This window comes from Neobacillus sp. NPDC093127 (assembly GCF_044754175.1).
Lineage (GTDB): Bacteria > Bacillota > Bacilli > Bacillales > Cytobacillaceae > Neobacillus.
Window position 1 is genome coordinate 321,423 of the sequence record NZ_JBIVOP010000001.1, and the last position, 23,082, is coordinate 344,504.

The following is a 23,082-nucleotide window of genomic DNA, read 5'->3' on the forward strand; positions in this document are numbered from 1 at the left end:
TCTAATAAGTTTTAGCTTGTTAATTATTTTGCATCATTATAGTTTAATATAAAGACTTTCTCCATCTACCAATACACCATAGGTTTTAATCGGTTTCTTAGCAGGAGGATTTAAAGGCTCTCCTGTATTCAAGTCAAAAGCAGCACCGTGACATGGACAAACAATTGACTCATTTTCGATTAACCCTTCTGACAAGGAGCACTTTGCATGACTGCACATATCCTCTACGGCAAAGACATTATTACCTATTTTTGTAGCAGCAATTGGAAAATTATTTACAGTATAAGATACCATTTCACCTTCTAATAAATCAGCTACACTACACAATTTCACTTTTTCACTCATTTAAATCCCCCTTTTAATCTTATTTTAAGTGGAGGTACTACATCGTAATCGGTACATCACTTTTGTTACTTGATTTACCAAAATAAGCTTCCTGGACTTTCGGATTTTTCAATAACTCTTGTGAGGTCCCAGAGATTGCGATTTTTCCATGAGCTAAAACGCAGCCCCGATCAGCAACCTTCAGTGCCGCTTTTACATTTTGTTCAACAAGGATAATCGTTGTCCCCATTTCGCGGCATAATCTTTTTAAGATATTCATAATGTCTTTGACAATTAACGGTGCCAATCCTAATGAGGGCTCATCCAGCATAAGTACCTTCGGTTTGGCCATTAGCCCGCGTCCGATGGCCAGCATTTGCTGCTCCCCGCCAGATAGTAAACCGCCGGGACGGTCTAACATTTGCTTTAAGCGAGGAAACATTTCCACTACATCATCATAATCTTTATGAATACTTTTCTTGTCTTTGTGATAGCGATGATAGGCACCTAATAACAAGTTATCTTTAACGCTGAGCGAGGAAAAAATTTGCCGGCGTTCGGGTACAAGACATATGCCTTTCGATACAACCTTTTGAACACTATATTTAGTAATCTCTTCATCTTTATATGTGATTGAGCCATCTTTAGGTGCGTATACACCGGCAAGGGTTCCAAGCAGTGTACTTTTCCCTGCACCATTGGAGCCGACAATGGCTAGTAATTCACCCTCAGTTAATTCAAAATCAATTCCCTGTAAGACGTGGAGAAAGCCATGATAGGTATGGAGATTTTCAACCTTAAGCATAAACATCCTCCTCTTCCTCATCGCCTAAGTACGCAGCAACTACCTTAGGGTTTTGATAGATTTGTTCTGGCGTCCCCTCACCAATTTTCACGCCATTGTCAAGGACGACAATCCGGTCTGAAATGGTCATAACCGTTTCCATATCATGCTCAACAAAAATAAAGGTCATCCCGTCTTCCCTCATTTTCAAAATAACATCGACAAGCTGCCTTGATTCTTCTGGATTTAAGCCGGCCATTGGCTCATCTAAAAGAATTACTTTGGGATTTGAGGCAGCGGCACGGGCGATTTCTAATAATCTTTGATTTCCATATGGCAATGTAACTGACAAATCATGGGCATATTGGGCAATACCGACCCGGTTTAAGCATGCCATTGCTGTTTCCATGATTTTAACTTCTTCTTTTGCAACCCTTGGTAATCGTAACCCTGCCGTAAGCATATTCGTTTTCATCGTTAAATGGGCGCCAGTCATGACGTTTTCAATGACAGACATATTACTAAATACCTCTAAATTCTGGAATGTACGTGTCAATCCAGCTTGCGCAATTTGATAGGGTTTCTTCCTAGTTAGGTTTTTATTTTCAAAAAGGACATTCCCTGAGGAAGCCGGCAATACGCCCGTGATCATATTAAACAATGTCGTTTTTCCTGCACCATTCGGTCCAATAACCGCAAAGATTTCACCTTTATTTACTTCGAAGGAAACATCATTGACAGCAACAACACCGCCAAATCGCTTCGTTAAATTTTCAACCTTTAAAATTACTTCCGTGCCGCTCATTGATTTTCCCCTCCCGAAGCAATTTGTTCCTTACTAACCTGCAACGGAGTTTCCATGGTTACCTTTTTCTTTTGAACCTTTGAAAATATCTTTTCTAACTGAGGGGATAATCCATTAGGCATGTAAATAAGCGTTACCACTAATAAAATACCAAAGAAAACAATTTCAAATTCCCCGCCTTTGTTCGGTAATAGCATCGGCATAAAATGTTTCAGTAATTCCCCTAATAATACATAGGATGCTGCACCAATTACCGATCCCCAAATACTCTTAGAACCGCCAATAATAACCATGATTAAGAAATAAATGGAGGTCATCGCACCAAATAAATCAGGATTGATGAAGGATATATAATGAGCTATAAATGATCCCGCTAATGATGCAAACATCGCACTTAAAACAAACACTTGAAGCTTATAATTCATGATGTTTACTCCGACTGCATCTGAGGCAATTTCGCTTCCCTCAATCGAACGTAAAGCCCGGCCAATTCTCGAATGAATGATATTACGTGAGAATACAATTCCGATAAAGACAAACACCCAGACTAAATAAAAATAGCGGAGGTCACTATTAAATTCAAAGCCAAAAAGGCTAATGGATGGGATTCCGAAAAAACCATTAGACCCGCCTGTTAATTCCCGAAACTCTTTAAATAAGGTGAATACGATAATGCCAAAGCCTAATGTGGCTAAAGCAAGGTAATGTCCTTTTAATTTAAAGGTTGGGATTCCCACGATTAAGGCAATGACTGCGGCTATGGTCATTCCGACAATCATCCCGAGCCAGGGTGATAAGCCATAAGTAGTTGTTACAATTGCAGAGGAGTAAGCCCCTATCCCATAAAATGCAGCATGACCTAAAGAAATTTGCCCTGCATATCCGATGAGCATCGTCATTCCATTACACACAATTGCATAAATACCAATCATGATAAAGACCGTTAGGATATAGCTTGATTGGATTACAACTGGCAGCAACCCTATTAGGATAGGAAGAATAATGAGACCTATGAGGCTGTTATTATATATCTTTTTGAGATTTCTTTTTCCCACTTGAAATTCCTCCCTCCTTTATACCCGTTTGCCTGAAGCTTTCGCAAACAATCCTTCTGGTTTAAGAAATAAAATCAGTAACAATAACGAGAAGCTAACAACATCCTTCAACCCTGAAGACCATAATCCCTCAGCGAAGGATTCTAAAATTCCTATTAGAAAGGCACCGCCGATTGCTGCTGGGACGTTCGTTAATCCTCCAACCACTGCGGCAACGAATGCCTTTAATCCAATCATCATTCCCATGTCGTAAGTTGCACCCGAAATTGGTGCCATCACGATACCAGCAAGTGCACCAAGACCAGCGCTTGCAGAAATCGCTAAGAGTGACATTTTTTCTGGCTTAATTCCCATTAACCTTGCAGCAAATTGATTGACTACACAGGCAGTTAACGCTTTGCCAATAAATGTTTTGTTAAATAGATAAAACATGGCGACTAAACTAACAAGCGATAGACCAATGGCCCAAATATTTTGCGGCAATAATACCGCATTCAAAAATTTGATTGGGGTATTATCCGTAAACGGCTGCAACGACTGAGGCTGTGTACCCCAAATTAAGATGGCAATACCACGGAATGCGATTGAAACACCGATTGTTATGATAATAAGTGTCGGTACTGAGGCTTTTCGGGCCGGGTAAATCGCTACCCGTTCAAACAATCCACCAATTAGGATTACCATCATAATACTTAAGATGACAGCTGCCCATAAAGGCAGCCCCATCTTAACTAACGATATACTGATTAACGCCCCAAACATGGCGAATTCACCTTGAGCTAAATTTAAGACGCCTGTGACATTGTAGATAATGACAAAGCCAATTGCGATTAAGGCGTAAATGGCTCCGATTGTTAAACCGGAAAATAGCAGCTGGATGATCTGGCTAGATAGTTCCATTGTATCCCTCCGTTTTTTTAAAAGAAAAACGCAAATTTATCTTATTCCTCTGCAATCCACTTGCCATCTTTAATTCTTACCATCACTAGGGCGTTATCCGTCGTTAATCCATTATGATTTTTTGGTGTAATTTCAAAGATTCCATTGAGCCCAATAAACTCACCAAGGTTATTTTCAAGGTAATCTCTAATATCTTTTGGATTGGCTCCTTTCTTTTCAACCGCTTCTTTGAGCATATAAAAGGCATCCCAAGGATGTGCACCAAATAAGCTGACGCCCTTACTGTATTTGTCTTCATACATCTTCTTATATTTTAAGAGCACTTCTTTTTGCGGGTCTTTATCCTCCAATTGGCCGGCGACAATCAGTTTACCAGATGGGAAGACAACATCATTAGTAGCATCGCCTGCCAATTTAATCAACTGTTCTGAACCAATCGCATGACTTCCAATAACCGGTAAATAAAATCCTAGTTCATGAATGTTTTTAATTACAACTGATGACTCTTGAACCGTGCCCCAAACAATGATGGCTTCTGGATTCTCTTTTTTGACACGAGTCAGCATCGGCTTAGCGTCTTTTACTGTTACCTCAAATTCATCCTCAATGACCGCCTCTACTCCATACTTAGAAGCCATCTTTTTAAATTCTGTATGTGCACCAGTCCCGAATGAGTTGGAAACGTTTAACCAAGCAACCTTTTTGATTCCTTTAGACTTTAAGTATTGCAAGTCTTTCTCTACCGCATGGCTATCATTAGGCGGCATTTTAAATATCCATTCGCGTGAAGAACCATCTTCCTTTTGATAAATTTGATAGCTTGACGATGTTGCGATAAATGGTACTTTATTTTGCTCTGCAAGTGGAAGCATCGCTAAAGCATTCCCGCTGATTGTTCCGCCAATAACTACGGAAACCTTATCCTGAGTGATAGCCTTTTTCATTGCCAATACGGCTTCATTTTGGTCGGACTTATCGTCATAAGTTATTAATTCAATCTTCTTACCGTTGATTCCGCCCTCTTTATTTTGATTTTCAACTACCATTTTTAACGTTTCTAACCCTGGTTCCCCGAGGGGTGCAGCACCGCCTGAAGAAGAAAAGATTCCTGCGATTTTGATTGTTTCAGAGTTACCCTTGTCCTTTGAAGCAGTTTCCGAACTGGAATTACATGCGCTAAGTGTTAAAATACTGATTAGGAAAAAGACTGCTGCCATTAATTTTTTCATTATTACACCCCTTATTAAAATGATATTGATAATAGATTAGTAACTTAGATATCCCACTGAACATGAAGATTTAATAATCCTCTGAATCCAAAACCCCAAAATTTGGATTCTTCATTTGGATTTAACCTTAAATTTGTTAATCTCCCCATGATTAATGGCAAGGAGATTGCTAATTGTAATCGGGCCATCCATGCCCCCACGCAAAAATGCGATCCCATTGAAAAGGCCATATGTCCTTTTACCTTTTCACGGGTGATATCAAATTGATTAGGATTTTTCCAAATATGCTCATCACGATTCGCGGATGAAAGGCAAACCATTATCCGTTCACCCTTTTTTAATTCCACCCCATTTAATGTTGTATCAACTGCTACTTGTCTTGGATACATCCCAACAGGTGCGATGTAACGAATGGCCTCTTCCCCAAGGCTGGAATATAATTGCGGGTTCTCAGTTACTAATTGCCGCTGATCTGGATAGGTTAATAATGCCCAGACTGCTGAAGCAATCCCATCACGTGGTTCATTTAATCCCCCAGAAATAATCAGCTTTACATTTGCTCTAATTTCTTCAATTGTGAGCTTTTCCTCTGGGTCTTCGTAGCTGTGAACCATACTGGATAAAATGGTGTCATTAGGTTTCTTCATTAAAAATGGAATCACTTCATCGATGGCGTCATTAATTCTTCGATTTACACCTTCCATTCTCTTCCATACCGCTGGATCATTGTTATAATTTCCCATACCCTCCATAAAGGCAATGGACCAATCCTGGATTTCTTGATCGGAAACATTTTCAAGTGCAAGCATCCTTTTAAGTGTTCTCCCCGCAAATGGACCTGCAAAGTGTTTCACTAAGTCTGTTTCACCGATATTAATAAATCGATTAATTAACTCATTTGCATCCTCACGAAACGTATTTGTCCACTTGTCTCGGACAGCTTTCGGCCGCAGCGGCTGTTCAACTGCCATTCTGAGCCGCTTGTGATTCCCGCCATCCTGCCGCAGCATCGTTAAACCCATTGCTTTTGTCATCATCGATGGGTCTTCTGCTGCCGAAAAAATGCCTGAATTTTCTTCTACATACTTACAATCATCCCAACGTGTAACCAACCAGCGTCCCATGCTGCTTATGTAACAAACCGGTGCCTCCTTTCTTAATTTCTCATAGATTGGATAAGGGTCTTCGTTTAATTGCTGTAGCGAAATTTCAGAATTTGTCATAATACTCATAACCATTTCCCCCTTTATTTTTGTTGATAAAGGATCCTGCTGACGATTTTCCAGTTGGAAACGCTCTCATTTATTTTATAAAAGATCGTTTCATCACTAGTTCTTTCTACAAAAATATTGTTTGAATATAATCTATTTTCAGACTAATCGAGTTAAAAAAAATTGTCCTCCTTTCTTAATTAGTGGTTATTCCTTTTTGTCCTGTTCCGAATTCATCCGGTTTTTAAAAGCAATTATTGTATTGATCCTGTGCTGACGAACCATTTTCTCAATCTCATCGGCAGGCGCTTTTTCTTGAATAAGGCGAATAATGCTCGCATGCTCCTCAATAGATTGACGGGCCCGCTGCGGAACAAAGGTGAAAATAGAACGGCGAACTCTGTCTAATCTCAGCTGGGATTGATTAATTTCTTCTTGTAAAAACGAGTTTCCGCACTCTTGATAGATTATGGAATGGAATTGACGATTTAATATCCCGAATTGTTCGAATTCAAACTGATAAAGAGCTTCTTCCATTTGTTTGTTTAGCTCTTGAAGTCTATGAATGTGAGCATCAGTCATATTTCGAGAACTTAAAGCAGTCGCGTATCCGTCTAAAACCGCCACGACAGAGAGTGTTTCTATATACTCTGTATCATTGATTACACTGACAATTGCCCCGCTATAGGGTTTATATTGAATGAAACCATCTACTTCTAGTTGGCGAATAGCCTCGCGAACCGGAATGGTACTAGCCCCCATTTCTTTAGCAACTTGGTCAATGACAATGCGCTGGCCAGGTCCATAAACTCCCTCCAAAATCTGTGTACGGATAAATTCATAAGCTAATTGAGTTTTACTAATGGATTGGTTCTGGTTATTTTGTCTCATACAAGAATCATATACTACATCATATATGATTTCAAGGTTTTTTTGGTTAAATCATATATTATTTTTCAAAATATTCTTTTCAATTGTTTTACAGTAGTATAGTAGAACGCCAAAAAAATGCCTGTGATGGCTTTCTTCCAGATAATTGATACTGACACTGGCGAATTAGTAAACTACCTCTTATAGCGTTTGTGTATATTATTAAATTTGTAAGTACCTGCCTCACTAAACTCAACTAATTCCATCGACAAGGCTAAATATCGGTCCCTATATAATTCAGAAAAATGTTCCTTAATGACGGCAAATAGTACATCACAGGTTGCCTTTTTATCCTCTGAAGATCGACCTGCACCAATTTTTAACATGACGTGGACAAACGCATCATCCTCCGTTCCATCAGCAACACAATAATCATGAAGCAGGTAGGCGCGTGAACGAATCCCTCCTGTCGGAAATATATCGCTTCTTGAGACTAGCACCATATTTAATTTTTTCAAAAGGCTGGGAATATTGGCTTCTGTTTTAATATTGTCTGTATATTCAACTAGAATATGAGGCATAATTCTACTCCTTTATAGGTTAATAGAAAAAAAGCGAGAATGTCTTTAAAACTTCCCGCTGGACGATTTGGTAAAGTGGCAATACCATTATTTAATAGGAGATTAAATTGAATTTTCTGCCTGCTGTTTAGATTCAGCGATATTAAATGTTTCATCCCCAACAATTGTATTGACTAACCTGCCAATACCCTCAATTTCAGTAACCACTTCATCCCCCACAGCCGTATCAACTGACCCTTTAGGGGTACCTGTTAAGATAATGTCACCCTTATTCAGTGTCATAAAGCTGCTTAGGTACTCAATTAATGATGAAATATCAAAAATCATATCCTTTGTTGAACCTTGCTGTGTCAATTTCCCGTTAACAAAAGTTCTTAAAGTTAGATTCATTGGATCGGCAACGTCCTCTTTATCTACGAACCACGGTCCAATCGGTGTACAGGTATCACGGTTCTTGACCCTTAAATTTGGCCGATAATAGTTTTCCAAATAATCACGGATGGCATAGTCATTCGCCACCGTATATCCCGCAACATAATCGTAAGCATCTTCACGTGTTACTTTACGTGCTTGACGGCCCATCACAACAGCGAGCTCACACTCATAGTGCATAAAGGCAGCGTCAGCAGGCCGGCGTGTCTGCGCTCGGTGTCCAACGAACGTATTTGGCCCTTTTAAGAAAACAAGCGGCTCTGTTGGTGCCTTAAATGCCAATTCTTCCGCGTGATCAGCGTAGTTTAAACCCAGTGCAAAGACGGTTTGCGGCTTAACGGGAGGCAGCCAGATTACCTCAGTTTCATCCACGATGCGGCCATCATCAAGCTTAAGCTGATTACCCGCTGCCACTGCCGCATGAATTGCCCCGGCATACGCTACTCTTGCTCGTTTCATTATTTTACACCTCCAGCAATAAGTGCCTGTTCGCAAACGACCCTATTTTCCAGGCTGCCCACACCAGAAATTTCAATTCGGATGTGATCGTCTCTCTTAACCAATGGTGCCCCTTCTGGAACCCCTATTAGCAGTATATCGCCAGCTTCCAAAGTCATAAAATCCGAAATTTCGGCAATCAGCTTTTGAACAGGACGGATTAAGTTAGCCGTAGTATTTTCCTGCCTAAGTTCACCATTAATGTATACCCTTATCGTTAATGAGTTTGGGTCGGTTATAGCATTCCGTTCAATCACCCACGGGCCAACCGGACAAAATCCATCCCTGGCTTTCTGGCTTATTGCCGGGCGGTACACACTGCTGTGGGGTACGCTCACATCATTAACAACGGTATAGCCTGCAACATATTCCAGTGCCCGTTCCTCACTAACTCGTGTCGCCTTATTGCCAATTACTACACCTAGTGCTGCTCCAACCTCTAATTCCTCAATATCTAAAGGCAATGGAATTGGCATGTTATAACCATTTAAAGTATTGACCGGTTTAATGTAAAGAACCGGGGCCTTTGGCGGCTGATTGTAAGGAGGTTCGTGGATGGCATTTTCTAAGGCGGAAAGTGTCCCCTTATAATTCAAAAGTGTACCGTAAATAGTCCCTGATACAGGGGCACTTAATTTTAGCTTTTCTAGCTTGCATGATTTACCGTTATGCACAAGTTTTCCATTTACCACATCTATCGTAACTTCCTCTTCCTGTAACTTCCCGGAAAATTTAATTGTTGCTTTGGTCAACATCATCACTCCCCTACCGCTTAAATAATTTGCTAATTTCGGTTAAAAACAACTAATTTAAGTTCTGTCATTTCCTCAACGGCGTATTTAATCCCTTCCCTGCCAGTACCGCTCTCTTTCACACCGCCATACGGCATATTGTCAACCCGGAAAGTCGGAATGTCATTAATCATTACCCCGCCGACATGCAATTTCTCAGCTGCAAGCAAGGCAGTATGTACATTTTCTGTATAAATCCCTGCCTGGAGTCCGTAGCGGGAGTCATTAACAAGATCAAAGGCCTCCTCTACAGTGTGAACTTTATTTATTAGGACAATTGGGGCAAATACTTCTTGGCAGGAAACCTTTAAGTTTGCATCTGCATGTAATAAAACGGTAGGAACAAGGATATTTCCCTCGGCTGTTCCGCCAAAGGCTACCTCAGCTCCGCGGGCTTTGGCTTCTTCAATCCAGTCAAGCGACCGCTCTACATCATCTTTGGAAATTAGTGCTGACACATCTGTTTTTGGATCTAACGGATCACCTATTTGCAGGTTTTTGGTTGCTTCAACAAATTTCTCTACAAAGCTTTCATATAAACTATCGTGAACGTAGACACGCTGTAAGGAAATACAAACTTGCCCTTGAAATGAAAAAGCTCCCTTTACACAGCGGGAGATAATTTTATCGATATCCACCCCTTTATCAACAATTAACGCCGCGTTTGAGCCAAGTTCGAGGGTGACTCGTTTTAAACCCGCTTTATTCCGTATGCCGATTCCCACGGCAGGACTTCCCGTAAAGGTGATTGCCTTAATTCGATTATCCGAAACTAATTTATCCCCTACTACTGTCCCACTCCCAGTAATCACATTAAGGGCACCCGCTGGCAATCCCGCTTCTTGGAGCAGCTCTGCTAAAAAATATGAAGACAGCGGTGTTTGCGATGCCGGCTTTAAGACAATCGTATTTCCTGCAGCGATGGCAGGTCCCACCTTATGGGCCACTAAATTCATTGGAAAATTAAAAGGAGTGATAGCACCTATTACCCCAAGTGGTTCGCGAACAGTGTAGGCTACTCGATTTTCTCCACCGGGGGCAGCATCTATCGGAAGGGTTTCTCCATGGATCCTCTTTGCTTCCTCAGCCGCAAATTTATAAGTCTGTATCGTTCGGGCAACTTCATCCTTTGCCGTAGAAATCGGCTTTGCTGCTTCCAGGGCAATAATCCTTGCCGCTTCATCTGAGCGCTTTTCCATTAAGTCTACTAATCTTTCAAGTATTGCTGCACGCTGATGAGCGGGCATCTTCGCCATAACTTCTCTTGCACTGGAGGCCGCTTCAATCGCTTTATTTACCTCTTCAGGTGTAGCAGAAGGAATTTCTCCAATCACTTCTTCTGAGTAAGGAGAGAAAAGCTTGCTGTAAACTTGAGCCTCTACCCATTCACCATTGATAAATAAGGCTTTTTTTCTATTGGTCATTGCCATCCTCACTCCCTTTTTAAAAATCTAATTCTATTATCATCCTAGAATAAAAAGGAGGAGCAGGTTATGTAGAAAACTTCTTCATAATCTCCATACTCCTCATCTTTCAGGCTATAAAACAAATTCAGGCTTCACTTTTGCTAATTTTGCTTCCGTAACCTCAATCTGCTCCCCTGTTTCAATATCTAAAAATGGGGATGTTTCATTAAACCAGCTATCTGGAGCTTTATGTCCCCAGAAGGTTTGACGTCTTGGATCATCCAAATCCCATTTAATAGGTTTAAAATCTGGATCACTTGTTAAATAGTCTCCATTGTAAAGCTCAATTCGATATCCGTCTGGATCCCTTAAATACAGAAAGAAAGCATTTGAAAGTCCGTGGCGCCCTGGACCTCTTTCAATATTGTCTCCATATCCCAGTGAAGCCAGAACGTCACAACAGTGGATAAGCGCTAATGGATCCGGAAGCCAAAAGCCAATATGATGGAGACGAGGCCCCACACCATTCATAAAGGCTTGGTCATGAACACCTTGTTTACGATGCAGCCATGCAGCCCAAATTCTATCATCCCCTGTCGCTGTATATTCCGAGCAAGCAAAACCTAATTCATTGATGAAGAAATCATACGCTTTCTCTACATCAGGAACAGAACAGTTTACATGGTCAATCCGTTGAATTCTTGCACCACGATATTGATCGTATCGCTGCAGCATCCGTTCCGCGCCGTCCATTTTGCAGAAAAACTCTAACGGCATTCCGGACACATCTTGCACATGTAAGGCCCTGCCAACTGCGTGTTGGCTGCCCTCCTCTAACCATTTTGTTTTCAAACCTTTTGACTCAAAAAAGGCTGCTAGTTTATCTAAATCCTCTTCTTTTGCTACTTTATATCCGAGGGCATGGACCCCAGGTTTATCTGATTTCTTTAGAACTAAACTGTGGTGAGTATGCTCCTCAAGCCCGCGCAGATAAATATGTTCATCGTCACTTTCTGTTTCAATAAAACCTAAAGCGTTTACATAAAACTCCCGAGACCGGTTTAAATCTTTAACGTTAATGATGGTTCTGGCAATTCGAATAATATTAAAGTCCATTGGGTGACCTCCAACTTTACTAGAATGATAATCCCAAACACACAGGCAGGAATTATTTATTTACTTTTCCAAACTGCGGGATATGATGTTCGCCAATCGCAACATGAATCACTTTCGGTTCAGTGTAAAATTCAAATATTGCATAATGGCCGCCTTCCCTTCCAATACCGCTCGCTTTCGTTCCCCCAAATGGAATACGAAGATCCCTAACATTCTGAGCATTAATCCATAACATTCCTGCCTCCACTGCATGTGCGACCCGGTGACCGCGTTTCATATCATTTGTCCAGACGAATCCTGCCAGCCCATATTTCACATCATTTGCCGCTGCAATGACTTCATCTTCTGTTTCAAACTCAATGACGGCCATGACAGGACCGAAAATTTCTTCCTGACACACTTTCATATCGTTTCTGGCATTTAAAAGAAGAGTTGGCGGAACAAAGTTTCCTGCCTTCACCTCTTCAGGAACTACTCCCTGAACCACTTCACAGCCCTCTTCTTTGGCAAGTTCAATATACCCTTTCACTTTGTCAAAGTGTTCCTTGCCGATTAATGGGCCAAGTTCAGTTGAAGTGTCCATCGGATCGCCAATTTTAATATTGGCCACTCGTTCTTTAAGCGCACTAACAAATTGGTCTTTAATGTTTTTATGAACAAAAACACGAGCGTTCGATGTACAGCGTTCGCCATTAAAGGAGAAGATTCCCCAAATAGCAGCATCAAGTGCACGGTGTAAATCTGCATCATCAAAGACAATTAGCGGTGACTTGCCTCCAAGCTCCATTGAAGTTTTCTTTAATGAATCTGCTGAGTTTTTTATGATGGTCGATCCCGTTGTCGTTTCTCCTGTGAAAGAAATCGCTCGAACGTCAGGGTGCTCCACAAGTCTTGCTCCTGCCGTTTCACCCAAGCCATGAACAACGTTGAAAACACCATTTGGCAACCCAGCTTTATCAATAATCTCGGCCAATTTATTTGCGGTTAATGGAGATAATTCCCCTGGTTTTAAGATAACTGTATTTCCAGTAGCTAATGCGGGCGCTACCTTCCAGGTTTCAAGCATAAATGGGGCATTCCATGGAGTGATCAGTCCAACCACCCCTAATGGTTTATATAGAGTATAGTTAATAAACTCACCATCGACTGGATAGGATTCACCATGTAATTTTATTTCAACCATTTTCGCATAAAAACGGAAATTTTCCGCTGCACGAGCAACCATATTTCTTGTTTGACTAATGGGAAGACCGGTATCCAATGATTCTAAGATGGCGATTTCTTCTACTTCTTCATCAATTAAGTCAGCAATACGATTAATATACTTCATCCGCTGGGCCACTTTCATCGTGCCCCATGGACCCTGTTTGAAAGCCTTATTCGCAGCTGCAACGGCCTTATCCATGTCATCTCTGCGACCTTCTGCAACGAGATTATTCACTTGATTTGTAAATGGATTTATATTTTCAAAGGTGATTCTGTTCTCGGCATCCACAAACTTACCATTAATGTATAGCAAGACATCTTCGACCCGCTTGTGAACTGCTTGACCTTTTTGATCTGCTGCCTTTGTTTGCATCGTTTTCACTTCCTTTTTCGAGTGCCTAGCTAAACCTCTCTATTAGTCTAGGGAGGTTTAGCTGACCTGTTTTTAAACTATTATCTTAACGGTAAACTATCAGGTAGTTTTACATATTGTTTTAAGACCTCACGAATTTCATCTTGGAGCGCTTGAGTTGGCAGATCCATCGGCAGGCGCAGGACTGGTTTAATTTTCCCCATCATGCCCATCGCAGCCTTCACTGGAGCAGGATTTGTATCTTTGAATAAAACATCATTTAAAGGCATTAATTCATAATGGAGCTCCAATGCTCTTTCAACGTTTCCAGCATCCCACGCATTGTGCATTTCGGCAACTGGTCCTGGTGCCACATTAGCGGTAGCACTGATTGAACCGCTGCCACCGATTGTAAGCATTGGGTAGCAAAGCAGTTCAATTCCTGAGAATAATAGGAAATCTCTTCCGCAATTCAGTAAAACGCGATTTACATGTTCAAAGTCTTTATTCGATTCCTTCGCACCAATAATATTCGGGCAATCCTCTACTAATCTTGCTAGTGTTTTCACTTCAAGATTGACCCCAGTTCGACCTGGAATATTATAAACAATAATCGGAATATCGACCGCATCTGCAATTGCTTTATAATGTTTATAAAGGGCATGCTGTGATGGCTTGTTGTAGTAAGGCACAATGACCATGGCAGCATCTGCACCCATTTCTTGTGCTGCCTTCGTTAAATGAAGGGCTTCCTGATGATTAACCGAGCCGGTTCCCGGCGCGAAAGGAACCCTTCCATTAATCGCTTTAATAGCATTTTCCATCACTAATTCGCGTTCTTTCACGGTTAAGGAACTAGGTTCTCCAGAAGTACCGGTTACTGAGATCGCATGGGTGCCGCTCTCAATCTGCCAATTAATAAGATTACTCATCGTTGCAAAATCAATTGATTCATCTTCATTAAACGGTGTAATTACTGGTGCAATTGAGCCTCTTAAACGTCTTTTTACATCTTCATACATTTTGCTATCCCTGCCTTTTTTAAATTTTATTTATTTTCTAATTATTCACTTTCTTTATTTAAATCATATATCAAATCATATATGATTTCAACCCATCTTGATGAAAAATTGTATATGATTTTTATTTACTTTCCATATCATTATCATATCTGTTACTGAAATTTATAGGCTCTAAAATAAAAGGAAGCCATCAAAAGTGGCTCCCTTACATTAGTTGGTCAAATATTTTCAAATTTTTTTATCGATTCAATCGGAAGTAATTGACCAGAGTAAATGTCCTCCACCTACTTTCCCTTGAAGGTTAACTAAATGACAAGTTCATCACATATAAAATACTGACTCATATCATACACTTCTTTTTGTTTTCCAAAAATATACTGCTGCCACTTTACTTTCACTTGTTTATGGCTGGTATCGATGAAACAATTTGGTAAATGCACTAAGAGTGAGCGTTGGTTATCTTTTAAGGTAATTTGATGACAAACTCCCTGATAGATTTTATTTTCTATTTCAATAAGAACCTTATAGACGCCCGATTTCGGAGTCATAAAGTCTTGATCAATTGCTATTTTCAAGAACTGGTTATTTTTATAATAAAGAGAGGTTTGTATTACTTCACCTCTTACCTCAAAAAAATCACCAAGATAAGCAGGAATAGCGTTGACCTTTCCGTTAGAAAGTAATTGGCGGATGACGCTAGAACTAATTTTCTTTTGAGAATGCTCAATTTTTTTTACAGTTGTTACCGTAAACTTCCCCATTCCCTCTCCCGCCAATATCTCCATATTTCCTTTGCCTTTATGTCCATAATGATAATCAAACCCAGCAACAACATGTTTACCTTGAAGCCCGATAATATATTGATTGACAAAATCTTCAGGGGAAAGAGATGCAAAGTGAGAATCGAATTTGACAACAAACAACTTTTCAACACCCATTTGTTCGAAGCGCTCTTCTTTGATCGGCAATGGAGTTAAATATTTCATCGGTGCTTGATTTGGATTGACGACATCACGTGGATGTGGATAAAATGTCATAACCGCAAAGGTCAGCTGTTTCCGTTTTGCAATTTCTTTGGCTGTCTGCATTATACCTTGATGTCCTTTATGAACACCGTCAAAAAAACCAAGCGCAATCACACACGATTCCATCCTCCTTTTTACCGAATCAGAAATGGGATGCTGAATATAAATTGTTTCCATCCTAACACCTCCCCCAGAAAATGTTAAATCACCCTACAATTTCACGATATTTTCCTTCATAAAACGCTAATGGAGCACCATCACGAAGAACAATATCCGTTACTTCTCCGATAAATAATGTGTGATCCCCTTCTACATGTTGCCTATAGACCTTACAGCAAATATTGGCTAACGAGTCTTTGATGACTGGCAGCTCTGCCAAACGATCAAATTCGATTTCCCGTTTTTCCTGAATTTGTCCAGCAAACAGCATGGAAACCTCTCTTTGTTCCTCTGATAAAATATTTACAGCAAATGTTCCGGATTCTTTGATTTTATTAAGCATCTTAGCCCTTTCCCCGATTGAGATTAGGACCAATCTCGGATTAAGAGAGACAGACATAAACGCATTGGCGGTCATACCGTGTACTTCGCCGTCTAATTCTGTTGTAATTACAGTTACGCCAGTTGCAAATTTACCCATGGCGTTTCTAAATGTACGATCATCCATTTTGAAGGCAGCCTCCATTTAAAGGGTTACTCCCTTATTTATTAACTGTTCGGAACGGTTTAAAAATTCTTTAACATGGTCTACATGTTTTTGTTTATCATAGCCGTTGTATAAATTGCTGGCCATTCTGATTGGGTCACCGAAGAAGTAGCGCTCATAAAGTGTTTGTCTTGAGCCAAATGCACTCATGCAAACATCCCAAGCCAAGCGGTAAAGTTTGACACGGTTATAGGCATCCCCGTTGGCCGCTTGTAAATATTTATCTAAATCAGGACGAATTTCTGAATTAAAGTCTGCCTCGTTAGGGATTGCCATTAAGCCGCTGGCCCCTAATAATTGCATGATTTCGCTGAACCTTGGATAAATTTTCGGGAAATAGTGTCTAGCAATATTTAACGGCGTAAAGTCAGGTGTCATGATTCCCCATTTATCAATTTTTGCATTGGCCTCTGCAGCTGTCACATACGCCCTCATTGTCTCTAACGCGATAACCACTTCGGACATTTTTTCTTGTACGTGTTGGAATTGTCCAATATTGATTGTTTCTACCATTAACTGAAGAATTCCTAGGACAAATTCAGATTTTATGATGTTTTTTGATACAACCTGATGGGTCATATGAACAACTGCATTACTTTCGTTATAAGCTTGGTTGCACACACCAACATCGCCAAGCGCAAATATGCGATTCCATGGCACGACTACATCATCAAAAACAACAATTGTATCCATTTCCTCAAAGCGAGATCCTAGTGGATGATCAAAGTTCGATTTTCCATAATCAAATGACTCTCGGCAAATAAATTTTAATCCTGGCGTATTGTTTGGAATGGAAAAGGCATACGCGTAAGGGTTTTCCTCTTCTGCTTGCTTTAAAAGTGTAGAAGGAAATACCATGATTTCATCCGTAATTCCACCTTGTGTTGCTAAGAGGCGTGCTCCGCGAATGACAACGCCTTCAGAAGTCTTTTCAACAATTCGAGCCGCGATATATGGATCTGGTAGTTGAGCTGAATTGACTGCCCGGTTTACTGCCGGCTGAATTAACGTATGGGTTAAAGAAAGATCGTTTTCCCGGCAGTATTCATAGTATTCTTGCATATTTTTCGCATAAAATGGATCCTGTTTTCCGAACATTTCCGATGCATTTCCATACGCCATAATACCGACATTAATATAATCAGGAGAGCGCCCCATCATACCGCCATTAAATTTCGCCCATTCCTGCATCATTTTACGGCGCATTTCTAGATCTTCTTTCGTTCTTGGCTGAATATATGAAGTCCCTACACGTTCCCTGGATGTTGGCGATACATAGGTCATATAGTCTTTTTTTGCTGGGTCATGCTGCATATCGTACAACTCGGCTTGGGATTTCATAACCCCCTTAAATGCAGGATGCTCAGATATCTTCCCTTTGACTTGTTCCCCATTAATCCACACGTTTGCTTGTGCTTGATCCACTCTTTCAATATATTGCTTTCCTGTTTTAGCCGGCATGTCCATTTCTCCTTTCAATTTCCCTATTTTATGTACTGCCAATTAACTAAATGAAACCGTTTAAATATAGAATTATCTGAATTTACTTACAACATTAATTTAACATGTGATATGATATATGAAAAATACTTATAAAATTGGTTTTCGATACGAAAAAAATATACCTGGTTAAGGAGGAATACTTATTTGGATGTAAAACAGCTTAGGTATTTTTCGGTTATTGCTGAGGAGGGTCAAGTTACACGGGCAGCAAAAAAACTCCATATGGCACAACCACCATTAAGCCAGCAGCTTAAATTGCTTGAAGAAGAGCTCGGTGTTCCTTTAATGGACAGAAACGGAAGAAATATGGAATTAACAGAAGCGGGAAAAGTCTTATATACAAGAGCACAAGAGCTTTTACGAAGATTTGACGAAACCGTTACTGAGGTTAAGGAAGTCGGGGAAGGGTTAAAGGGACTTTTGTCCATTGGTTCTGTAAAAACCTGCTTTTCTTACATACCGGAGAGACTCAGCTTTTTCCGTGAACATTACCCAATGGTCACATTCCGTTTGCACGAAGGTGATTCCTTTCGTCTAGCTACAGCGATAAGAAACTGGGATATCGAGCTTGCGATTGTCCGACTTCCCTTAAATCTGAATGACTTTTCATCATTGCCACTCCCTAATGACCGATTTGTTTTGGTAATACCAGAAAATTGGATTAGTCAAAAACCTGTTAAATTAAGAGAAATAGCAGATATGCCATTAATGTTATTGCATCGAATTAGCGGGGTGGGCTTGTATGAACTGGTAATGGATGAATTCAAAAAACAAGAACTTGAACCAACCATTGTTTGTCAATGCGCTGATGCAGCAATGCTATTGTCTCTTGTCAGGGCGGGAGTAGGTGCTACATTGCTTCCAAAATCAACTCTGCTCTCATTCCCAACAATAGGTTTAAAAATCATCGCTATTGAAGACAGTTCAATACAATCAGAATCAGCAGTGATCTGGCTTAAAGACCGAAATCTATCAAAAAGTGCTGTACGATTTATCGAAACATTTAAAACTTAATAGAAATAGCTAAAACGTTTGTACTATCATGGCTTTAAAAAGATTAAAAAAAACCATCAATCCTGCAAGGACCGATGGTTTTTTTACGTGGTGAGAGTAAAAATAATTCATTCCCTAAATAATAATTTGCTATTGACTTAGATTCCATTCTATGAGGAAATTTAAGTTAATAACAAACATTATCTTTCAAAGAGAGCTGATACCGTGAATTTTCCTGTTTTAGAGACAAAAAGACTTAAATTAATTGAATTAACAGATCAACATGCTAATAGCCTTTACGAGATTTTCTCTTTAGAAGAGGTGACGCGGTTTTATGGTACCGATCGATTCACATTACAGGTTGAGGCTTCCAGATTAATTGACATGTTTCACAAGAACTTCCTTGATAAACGAGGGATACGCTGGGGAATCAAGCTAAAAGAAAATCAAAGAATCATTGGAACTGTTGGTCTCAATGGCTTGCAGTTAAAAAATAAACGCGCTGAGATTGGCTATGAACTCCACCCATCTTATTGGAGAAAGGGGTATGCTTCAGAGGCAATTAAAGAAGTGCTCCGCTTTAGCTTTCAGCAATTGGAATTGTTTCGAATCGGCGCCGTGGTTTACCCGGAAAATCAAGCCTCCATCCATTTACTTATGAAGCTGGGGTTTACAAATGAAGGTTTACTTCGCAGTTATATCCAGCAAAATGAACAATTTCATGATACCCATGTATTGTCTTTATTGCGGCCTGAGTGGAAAAAAAGCCAGGAAGAATAATAATCGAGGGCACTGAAAATCTTGTGAATTTTGAGGCGTCTTTTTATTCATGAGGTTTCTATCTGATTAAAAGAACTCTGTTGATTGGAGCGGAAGGCGGCGAAGACTCCTGCGGGAGTACGGGGCTGGTGAGACCCCGCAGGCGCTAGCGCCGAGGAGGCTCACCGGCACGCCCGCGGAAAGCGAAGCCGCCTGGAGCGGAAATCAACAGCCAGTTTAGACACACAACCTTAAATTAAATGGAATTTTTCAGTGCCCTCAGAATGATATCCTGGCTTATTACTCTTCAAAATACGCTTTAAACTCTTTTGGATCTTTCGGTTCCTTATCATGATAGTACGGGTTATTTTCTACAATATCTTTTGGGTCAAGATTCGTTTTAATTACTAACATTGGGGAAGTTGAACTGTCCGCAATCATTCGATCGTTTAATTTGTCAAAATCAGGCATCTTATTACTTCCAGGCTGTCTAGGCTCCATTATTTAAACACCTCCTAAAGTTAAGATGCTTGTTTTGCATAAAAAAATGCACCGCATAAAAGAAAAAAACTAGGAAGTAAAAACCTCCTAGTTCATGTTATTCCTCCTCTGAGCCGACTAAGAAATCGGGATTTAGTTCTTCGAATTCTTCGTCGTCTACGTCCATTCCCCACTCATCGTCATCGTCTTTGCATCCTTCAGGATTGACCCGAACACAAATCTTTGTCTCACCGATTACTTCAACAAGGAATTCTCTTTCGACATGGACGATGATTCGATTGCCATTTGGGGAGATGACTGCTTCGCAACAATTTGGCTGCTGCAGAACCCGGGCAACAATTTCATTGTCATCGATACAGTCAGGATCACGATACTTTAACTTAATGACATCTGTATATTGAACACGTTCAGTTACCACTTCTGTTTTGGTATTATCATTAAATGAGTACCAAACGTTGATGTCATACGAGCCATGTATCTCTACAGTCTTGCCGACTTTTTTCGCGTTATATTTATGGTTGATGATCCAACAGCCAAGAATACTTGTTGGACTATGTGCCGGGCTTATCGTATGATTGGACTGGGTGAATTTTTGTCCCTTCGCTACTACCGCCTTTGCTAATATCTCTCTATATTCTCCCATTTCGCGCGAACCCTCCTCATTCAGTTTCATTTCATCCTATGCTAATTTGTAGACTAGTGTGAAATATATTTTTGTGAATACTGGTTAAATGTTTAGTCATAGTTCATTTTATGCGGGATTTAATGGTGTGTGCCTTGTTTGCCTGTACTTAAAACTGGGGGAACCATGATTAGAGGTACTCTTTAGGGGATTGCGTAGAAAGGAAAATTTTATATAGAAAAAGCCAGGCTTTGTTAAAAGCCCGGCTCAACATTTTAATGTTCGTGATCGCAAGCGTCGTGGCCATCGCATGCCCCGCCGCCATTCTTCATGCTAGAACCTGTTTCACCCATTAATACGCCTCCGCCTGTTGAAACAATAATTTCATCGGTAACCGTATTAGAAATGGTTGAAGCAATCAGCTGCAGCAGCTCATTTACTTCTAATTGAGATTGCTTGAAATCCTGAACAACAGGTATTTCATCTAACTCCTGCTCAATGGTCGCAATTTTGTCTTCTACCTTTTTTAATGCTTCCGGTTTTCCGTAATGCTGTAAATTTACCGCTTGTTTTTGCAATCCTTTAATATCTGCAATTAAAGTCTTCACCTTTTGATTATCATGAATATGAGCTTCTGCCCGTTTGAAGAAGTCCACTTCCTCAGTTTCTGCAATCATCCGTGCTAAATCCGCAGCACGAGCGACGATATCGTCTTTTGTATACTTCGCCACTTTATTTCACCTCTGCTGGTTGTAATTCTTCGACCATTTCTCCGTTTAATGACCATGTTTTTGCTTGGGTAATTTTCACTTTGACAATTTTTCCAATTGCTGACTTTGGAGCAGCAAAGTTTACCAGCTTGCTTCTAGTTGTGTACCCGGCAAGGACTTCAGGGTTGTTCTTGCTTTCCCCTTCAACAAGGACGTCAAGGATTTGGCCTTCATGTTTTTTCATTGCCTCTAAAGAAAGTTCATTCACAAGCGCGTTTAAACGCTGCAAGCGTGCTTTCTTCACTTCCATTGGGACATTATCTTCCATTTTTGCTGCTGGAGTACCTTCCCGCGGCGAGTAAATGAAAGTATACGCCAATTCATAACCAACCTCACGATAGAGGGACATCGTTTCTTCAAACTGTTCGTCCGTCTCGTTCGGGTAGCCAACGATAATATCAGTTGTTAAGGCGACATTCGGAATCGCTGCTTTAATTTTTCTCACAAGCTCTAAATATTGTTCTCTTGTATATTTACGAGCCATAATTTTTAATACGTCAGTTGAACCCGATTGAACAGGTAAATGGATATGATCCATTAAGTTACCGCCTTTGGCAAGTACTTCAATCAGACGGTCATCAAAGTCACGGGGATGACTGGTGGTGAACCGAATCCGCGGGATATCGATTTTACGTAAATCATCCATCAACTCACCAAGACCGTAGTTTTCAATTTCTAGGTCTTTACCATAGGCATTAACATTTTGACCAAGGAGAGTGACTTCCTGGTAGCCTTGTGCTGCTAATTGACGGACCTCTTGGATAATTTCTTCAGGACGACGGCTTCGCTCCTTCCCACGCGTGAATGGGACGATACAGTACGTACAGAATTTATCACAGCCATACATAATATTAACCCAGGCCTTAATCTTACCACGGCGGACTTTTGGAAGGTTTTCAATAACATCGCCTTCCTTTGACCATACTTCGACAACCATTTCTTTCGACATATATGCTTCTTGTAAAATGTTTGGTAAGCGGTGAATATTGTGAGTACCAAAAATCATGTCAACCTGATGATAGGTTTTCAAGATTTTATTTACAACAGATTCCTCTTGAGACATACAGCCGCAAACACCAATAAGCAGGTCAGGTCTCTCCAATTTCAAGGATTTTAAATGGCCCAGTTCACCGAACACTTTGTTTTCTGCATTCTCACGGATGGCACATGTATTTAATAGAATAACGTTAGCATCCACCACGGTATCGGTAGGTTCATACCCTAATGCCAAAAAGATCCCTGCCATAACCTCTGTATCATGTTCATTCATTTGACAACCATACGTCCGAATATAAAACTTCCGGCCCTCACCCATGCCGCGGAATTCTTCAGGAATCGCAAAATCATTATGATATTTTACTTCTTCTTTTCCACGTTTTTTTGCTTCTATTAAAGAAGGTGCTGTAATAACCTGCTCAAAGTATTTGCTGTAATCCTTGGCGGATTTTTTGTCCGAAGAATTGGCAGCTTCAACTTGTTTGCTATCTAAACGTTGTTTTTCATTCATTGGGATAAATCTCCTTTCAACCAAATTAACTTTTGCGTCTATTAAAATAAATAATGTAATTTATTACCTTTACTATAAAAAATAAAGGAGTATGTGCCCTATCTGCACATTATA

General features: G+C 40.3%; 24 protein-coding genes. 2 read left to right on the top strand and 22 right to left on the bottom strand.

Annotation, left to right across the window (positions count from 1 at the left end):
• Nucleotides 1-36: 36 nt before the first annotated feature.
• The 18 genes from ACIQCO_RS01615 to hpaB form a co-directional block, all read right to left on the bottom strand.
• Nucleotides 37-345, bottom strand: coding sequence for a Rieske (2Fe-2S) protein (locus ACIQCO_RS01615; RefSeq protein WP_400425069.1), 309 nt, complete (start codon nt 343-345; stop codon nt 37-39).
• 37 nt (nt 346-382) lie between these two features.
• On the bottom strand, nt 383-1,129 hold the full coding sequence (locus tag ACIQCO_RS01620) for an ABC transporter ATP-binding protein (RefSeq protein ID WP_400425072.1): 747 nt from the start codon (nt 1,127-1,129) through the stop codon (nt 383-385).
• Nucleotides 1,122-1,913, bottom strand: coding sequence for an ABC transporter ATP-binding protein (locus tag ACIQCO_RS01625; RefSeq protein ID WP_400425075.1), 792 nt, complete (start codon nt 1,911-1,913; stop codon nt 1,122-1,124). The genes ACIQCO_RS01620 and ACIQCO_RS01625 overlap by 8 nt, the downstream gene beginning before the upstream one ends.
• A complete protein-coding gene (locus ACIQCO_RS01630; RefSeq protein WP_400425078.1) occupies nt 1,910-2,968 on the bottom strand; it encodes a branched-chain amino acid ABC transporter permease in 1,059 nt (352 codons plus the stop codon). Before ACIQCO_RS01630 ends, ACIQCO_RS01625 begins: the two co-directional genes overlap by 4 nt.
• Nucleotides 2,969-2,986: 18 nt before the next feature.
• Nucleotides 2,987-3,868: a branched-chain amino acid ABC transporter permease gene (locus ACIQCO_RS01635; RefSeq protein WP_400425081.1), complete on the bottom strand. Its 882-nt coding sequence runs from the start codon at nt 3,866-3,868 to the stop codon at nt 2,987-2,989.
• A 41-nt stretch (nt 3,869-3,909) separates the two neighbouring features.
• Nucleotides 3,910-5,097, bottom strand: a complete 1,188-nt coding sequence (locus ACIQCO_RS01640; protein ID WP_400425084.1) for an ABC transporter substrate-binding protein — start codon at nt 5,095-5,097, stop codon at nt 3,910-3,912.
• 44 nt (nt 5,098-5,141) lie between these two features.
• Nucleotides 5,142-6,329 (bottom strand): cytochrome P450, encoded by a 1,188-nt coding sequence (locus ACIQCO_RS01645; protein WP_400425087.1) that lies wholly within the window; start codon nt 6,327-6,329, stop codon nt 5,142-5,144.
• Between the two features lie 186 nt (nt 6,330-6,515).
• Complete coding sequence (locus ACIQCO_RS01650; RefSeq protein WP_400425089.1) at nt 6,516-7,199, bottom strand: GntR family transcriptional regulator; 684 nt, start codon at nt 7,197-7,199, stop codon at nt 6,516-6,518.
• Between the two features lie 173 nt (nt 7,200-7,372).
• Nucleotides 7,373-7,759: a 5-carboxymethyl-2-hydroxymuconate Delta-isomerase gene (locus tag ACIQCO_RS01655; RefSeq protein WP_400425092.1), complete on the bottom strand. Its 387-nt coding sequence runs from the start codon at nt 7,757-7,759 to the stop codon at nt 7,373-7,375.
• Nucleotides 7,760-7,861: 102 nt separating this feature from the next.
• Nucleotides 7,862-8,650 carry a fumarylacetoacetate hydrolase family protein gene (locus tag ACIQCO_RS01660; protein ID WP_400425095.1) on the bottom strand — a complete coding sequence of 263 codons (789 nt, stop codon included), beginning with the start codon at nt 8,648-8,650 and terminating at the stop codon, nt 7,862-7,864.
• Nucleotides 8,650-9,441 carry a fumarylacetoacetate hydrolase family protein gene (locus ACIQCO_RS01665; protein ID WP_400425098.1) on the bottom strand — a complete coding sequence of 264 codons (792 nt, stop codon included), beginning with the start codon at nt 9,439-9,441 and terminating at the stop codon, nt 8,650-8,652. The genes ACIQCO_RS01660 and ACIQCO_RS01665 overlap by 1 nt, the downstream gene beginning before the upstream one ends.
• Before the next feature lie 32 nt (nt 9,442-9,473).
• Nucleotides 9,474-10,910: an aldehyde dehydrogenase family protein gene (locus tag ACIQCO_RS01670; RefSeq protein WP_400425101.1), complete on the bottom strand. Its 1,437-nt coding sequence runs from the start codon at nt 10,908-10,910 to the stop codon at nt 9,474-9,476.
• Between the two features lie 108 nt (nt 10,911-11,018).
• Nucleotides 11,019-12,002, bottom strand: coding sequence for a 3,4-dihydroxyphenylacetate 2,3-dioxygenase (gene hpaD, locus ACIQCO_RS01675; RefSeq protein ID WP_400425104.1), 984 nt, complete (start codon nt 12,000-12,002; stop codon nt 11,019-11,021).
• 52 nt (nt 12,003-12,054) lie between these two features.
• Nucleotides 12,055-13,581, bottom strand: a complete 1,527-nt coding sequence (hpaE, locus tag ACIQCO_RS01680; RefSeq protein WP_400425107.1) for a 5-carboxymethyl-2-hydroxymuconate semialdehyde dehydrogenase — start codon at nt 13,579-13,581, stop codon at nt 12,055-12,057.
• Between the two features lie 80 nt (nt 13,582-13,661).
• On the bottom strand, nt 13,662-14,582 hold the full coding sequence (gene hpaI, locus ACIQCO_RS01685; protein ID WP_400425110.1) for a 2,4-dihydroxyhept-2-ene-1,7-dioic acid aldolase: 921 nt from the start codon (nt 14,580-14,582) through the stop codon (nt 13,662-13,664).
• Between the two features lie 305 nt (nt 14,583-14,887).
• A complete protein-coding gene (gene ribF / locus ACIQCO_RS01690; RefSeq protein WP_400425112.1) occupies nt 14,888-15,784 on the bottom strand; it encodes a riboflavin biosynthesis protein RibF in 897 nt (298 codons plus the stop codon).
• Between the two features lie 28 nt (nt 15,785-15,812).
• Nucleotides 15,813-16,274 (bottom strand): flavin reductase family protein, encoded by a 462-nt coding sequence (locus ACIQCO_RS01695; protein WP_400425115.1) that lies wholly within the window; start codon nt 16,272-16,274, stop codon nt 15,813-15,815.
• Between the two features lie 18 nt (nt 16,275-16,292).
• Nucleotides 16,293-17,774: a 4-hydroxyphenylacetate 3-monooxygenase, oxygenase component gene (gene hpaB / locus ACIQCO_RS01700; protein WP_400425118.1), complete on the bottom strand. Its 1,482-nt coding sequence runs from the start codon at nt 17,772-17,774 to the stop codon at nt 16,293-16,295.
• A 186-nt stretch (nt 17,775-17,960) separates the two neighbouring features.
• Between hpaB and ACIQCO_RS01705 the strand changes: the two genes are divergently transcribed.
• Nucleotides 17,961-18,830, top strand: a complete 870-nt coding sequence (locus ACIQCO_RS01705; RefSeq protein ID WP_400425121.1) for a LysR family transcriptional regulator — start codon at nt 17,961-17,963, stop codon at nt 18,828-18,830.
• Nucleotides 18,831-19,034: 204 nt separating this feature from the next.
• Entirely contained in the window at nt 19,035-19,589 is a 555-nt protein-coding gene (locus ACIQCO_RS01710; RefSeq protein WP_400425124.1) for a GNAT family N-acetyltransferase, read from the top strand.
• A 279-nt stretch (nt 19,590-19,868) separates the two neighbouring features.
• Here ACIQCO_RS01710 and ACIQCO_RS01715 read toward each other — a convergent pair whose 3' ends face one another.
• The 4 genes from ACIQCO_RS01715 to miaB form a co-directional block, all read right to left on the bottom strand.
• Nucleotides 19,869-20,069, bottom strand: a complete 201-nt coding sequence (locus ACIQCO_RS01715; protein WP_400425127.1) for a hypothetical protein — start codon at nt 20,067-20,069, stop codon at nt 19,869-19,871.
• Between the two features lie 97 nt (nt 20,070-20,166).
• Entirely contained in the window at nt 20,167-20,712 is a 546-nt protein-coding gene (locus ACIQCO_RS01720; protein ID WP_400425130.1) for an outer spore coat protein CotE, read from the bottom strand.
• A 254-nt stretch (nt 20,713-20,966) separates the two neighbouring features.
• The gene (locus ACIQCO_RS01725; RefSeq protein WP_400425132.1) at nt 20,967-21,422 is read right to left on the bottom strand and encodes a YlbF/YmcA family competence regulator; all 456 of its coding nucleotides are present in this window, start codon (nt 21,420-21,422) and stop codon (nt 20,967-20,969) included.
• A gap of 1 nt (nt 21,423) precedes the next feature.
• Nucleotides 21,424-22,968, bottom strand: coding sequence for a tRNA (N6-isopentenyl adenosine(37)-C2)-methylthiotransferase MiaB (gene miaB, locus ACIQCO_RS01730; RefSeq protein ID WP_400425135.1), 1,545 nt, complete (start codon nt 22,966-22,968; stop codon nt 21,424-21,426).
• Nucleotides 22,969-23,082: the final 114 nt, after the last annotated feature.

What these genes read in the sequence shown, in the direction of transcription:
- ACIQCO_RS01640 (WP_400425084.1), bottom strand. Translation starts at nt 5,097, where the DNA reads ATGAAAAAATTAATGGCAGCAGTCTTTTTCCTAATCAGTATTTTAACA.
- ACIQCO_RS01720 (WP_400425130.1), bottom strand. Translation starts at nt 20,712, where the DNA reads ATGGGAGAATATAGAGAGATATTAGCAAAGGCGGTAGTAGCGAAGGGA.
- ACIQCO_RS01625 (WP_400425075.1), bottom strand. Translation starts at nt 1,913, where the DNA reads ATGAGCGGCACGGAAGTAATTTTAAAGGTTGAAAATTTAACGAAGCGA.
- miaB (WP_400425135.1), bottom strand. Translation starts at nt 22,968, where the DNA reads ATGAATGAAAAACAACGTTTAGATAGCAAACAAGTTGAAGCTGCCAAT.
- ribF (WP_400425112.1), bottom strand. Translation starts at nt 15,784, where the DNA reads ATGGAAACAATTTATATTCAGCATCCCATTTCTGATTCGGTAAAAAGG.
- ACIQCO_RS01670 (WP_400425101.1), bottom strand. Translation starts at nt 10,910, where the DNA reads ATGGCAATGACCAATAGAAAAAAAGCCTTATTTATCAATGGTGAATGG.
- ACIQCO_RS01650 (WP_400425089.1), bottom strand. Translation starts at nt 7,199, where the DNA reads ATGAGACAAAATAACCAGAACCAATCCATTAGTAAAACTCAATTAGCT.
- ACIQCO_RS01655 (WP_400425092.1), bottom strand. Translation starts at nt 7,759, where the DNA reads ATGCCTCATATTCTAGTTGAATATACAGACAATATTAAAACAGAAGCC.
- hpaD (WP_400425104.1), bottom strand. Translation starts at nt 12,002, where the DNA reads ATGGACTTTAATATTATTCGAATTGCCAGAACCATCATTAACGTTAAA.
- ACIQCO_RS01695 (WP_400425115.1), bottom strand. Translation starts at nt 16,274, where the DNA reads ATGGATGATCGTACATTTAGAAACGCCATGGGTAAATTTGCAACTGGC.
- ACIQCO_RS01660 (WP_400425095.1), bottom strand. Translation starts at nt 8,650, where the DNA reads ATGAAACGAGCAAGAGTAGCGTATGCCGGGGCAATTCATGCGGCAGTG.
- ACIQCO_RS01615 (WP_400425069.1), bottom strand. Translation starts at nt 345, where the DNA reads ATGAGTGAAAAAGTGAAATTGTGTAGTGTAGCTGATTTATTAGAAGGT.
- hpaB (WP_400425118.1), bottom strand. Translation starts at nt 17,774, where the DNA reads ATGCCGGCTAAAACAGGAAAGCAATATATTGAAAGAGTGGATCAAGCA.
- ACIQCO_RS01620 (WP_400425072.1), bottom strand. Translation starts at nt 1,129, where the DNA reads ATGCTTAAGGTTGAAAATCTCCATACCTATCATGGCTTTCTCCACGTC.
- ACIQCO_RS01635 (WP_400425081.1), bottom strand. Translation starts at nt 3,868, where the DNA reads ATGGAACTATCTAGCCAGATCATCCAGCTGCTATTTTCCGGTTTAACA.
- ACIQCO_RS01645 (WP_400425087.1), bottom strand. Translation starts at nt 6,329, where the DNA reads ATGAGTATTATGACAAATTCTGAAATTTCGCTACAGCAATTAAACGAA.
- ACIQCO_RS01715 (WP_400425127.1), bottom strand. Translation starts at nt 20,069, where the DNA reads ATGGAGCCTAGACAGCCTGGAAGTAATAAGATGCCTGATTTTGACAAA.
- hpaE (WP_400425107.1), bottom strand. Translation starts at nt 13,581, where the DNA reads ATGCAAACAAAGGCAGCAGATCAAAAAGGTCAAGCAGTTCACAAGCGG.
- hpaI (WP_400425110.1), bottom strand. Translation starts at nt 14,582, where the DNA reads ATGTATGAAGATGTAAAAAGACGTTTAAGAGGCTCAATTGCACCAGTA.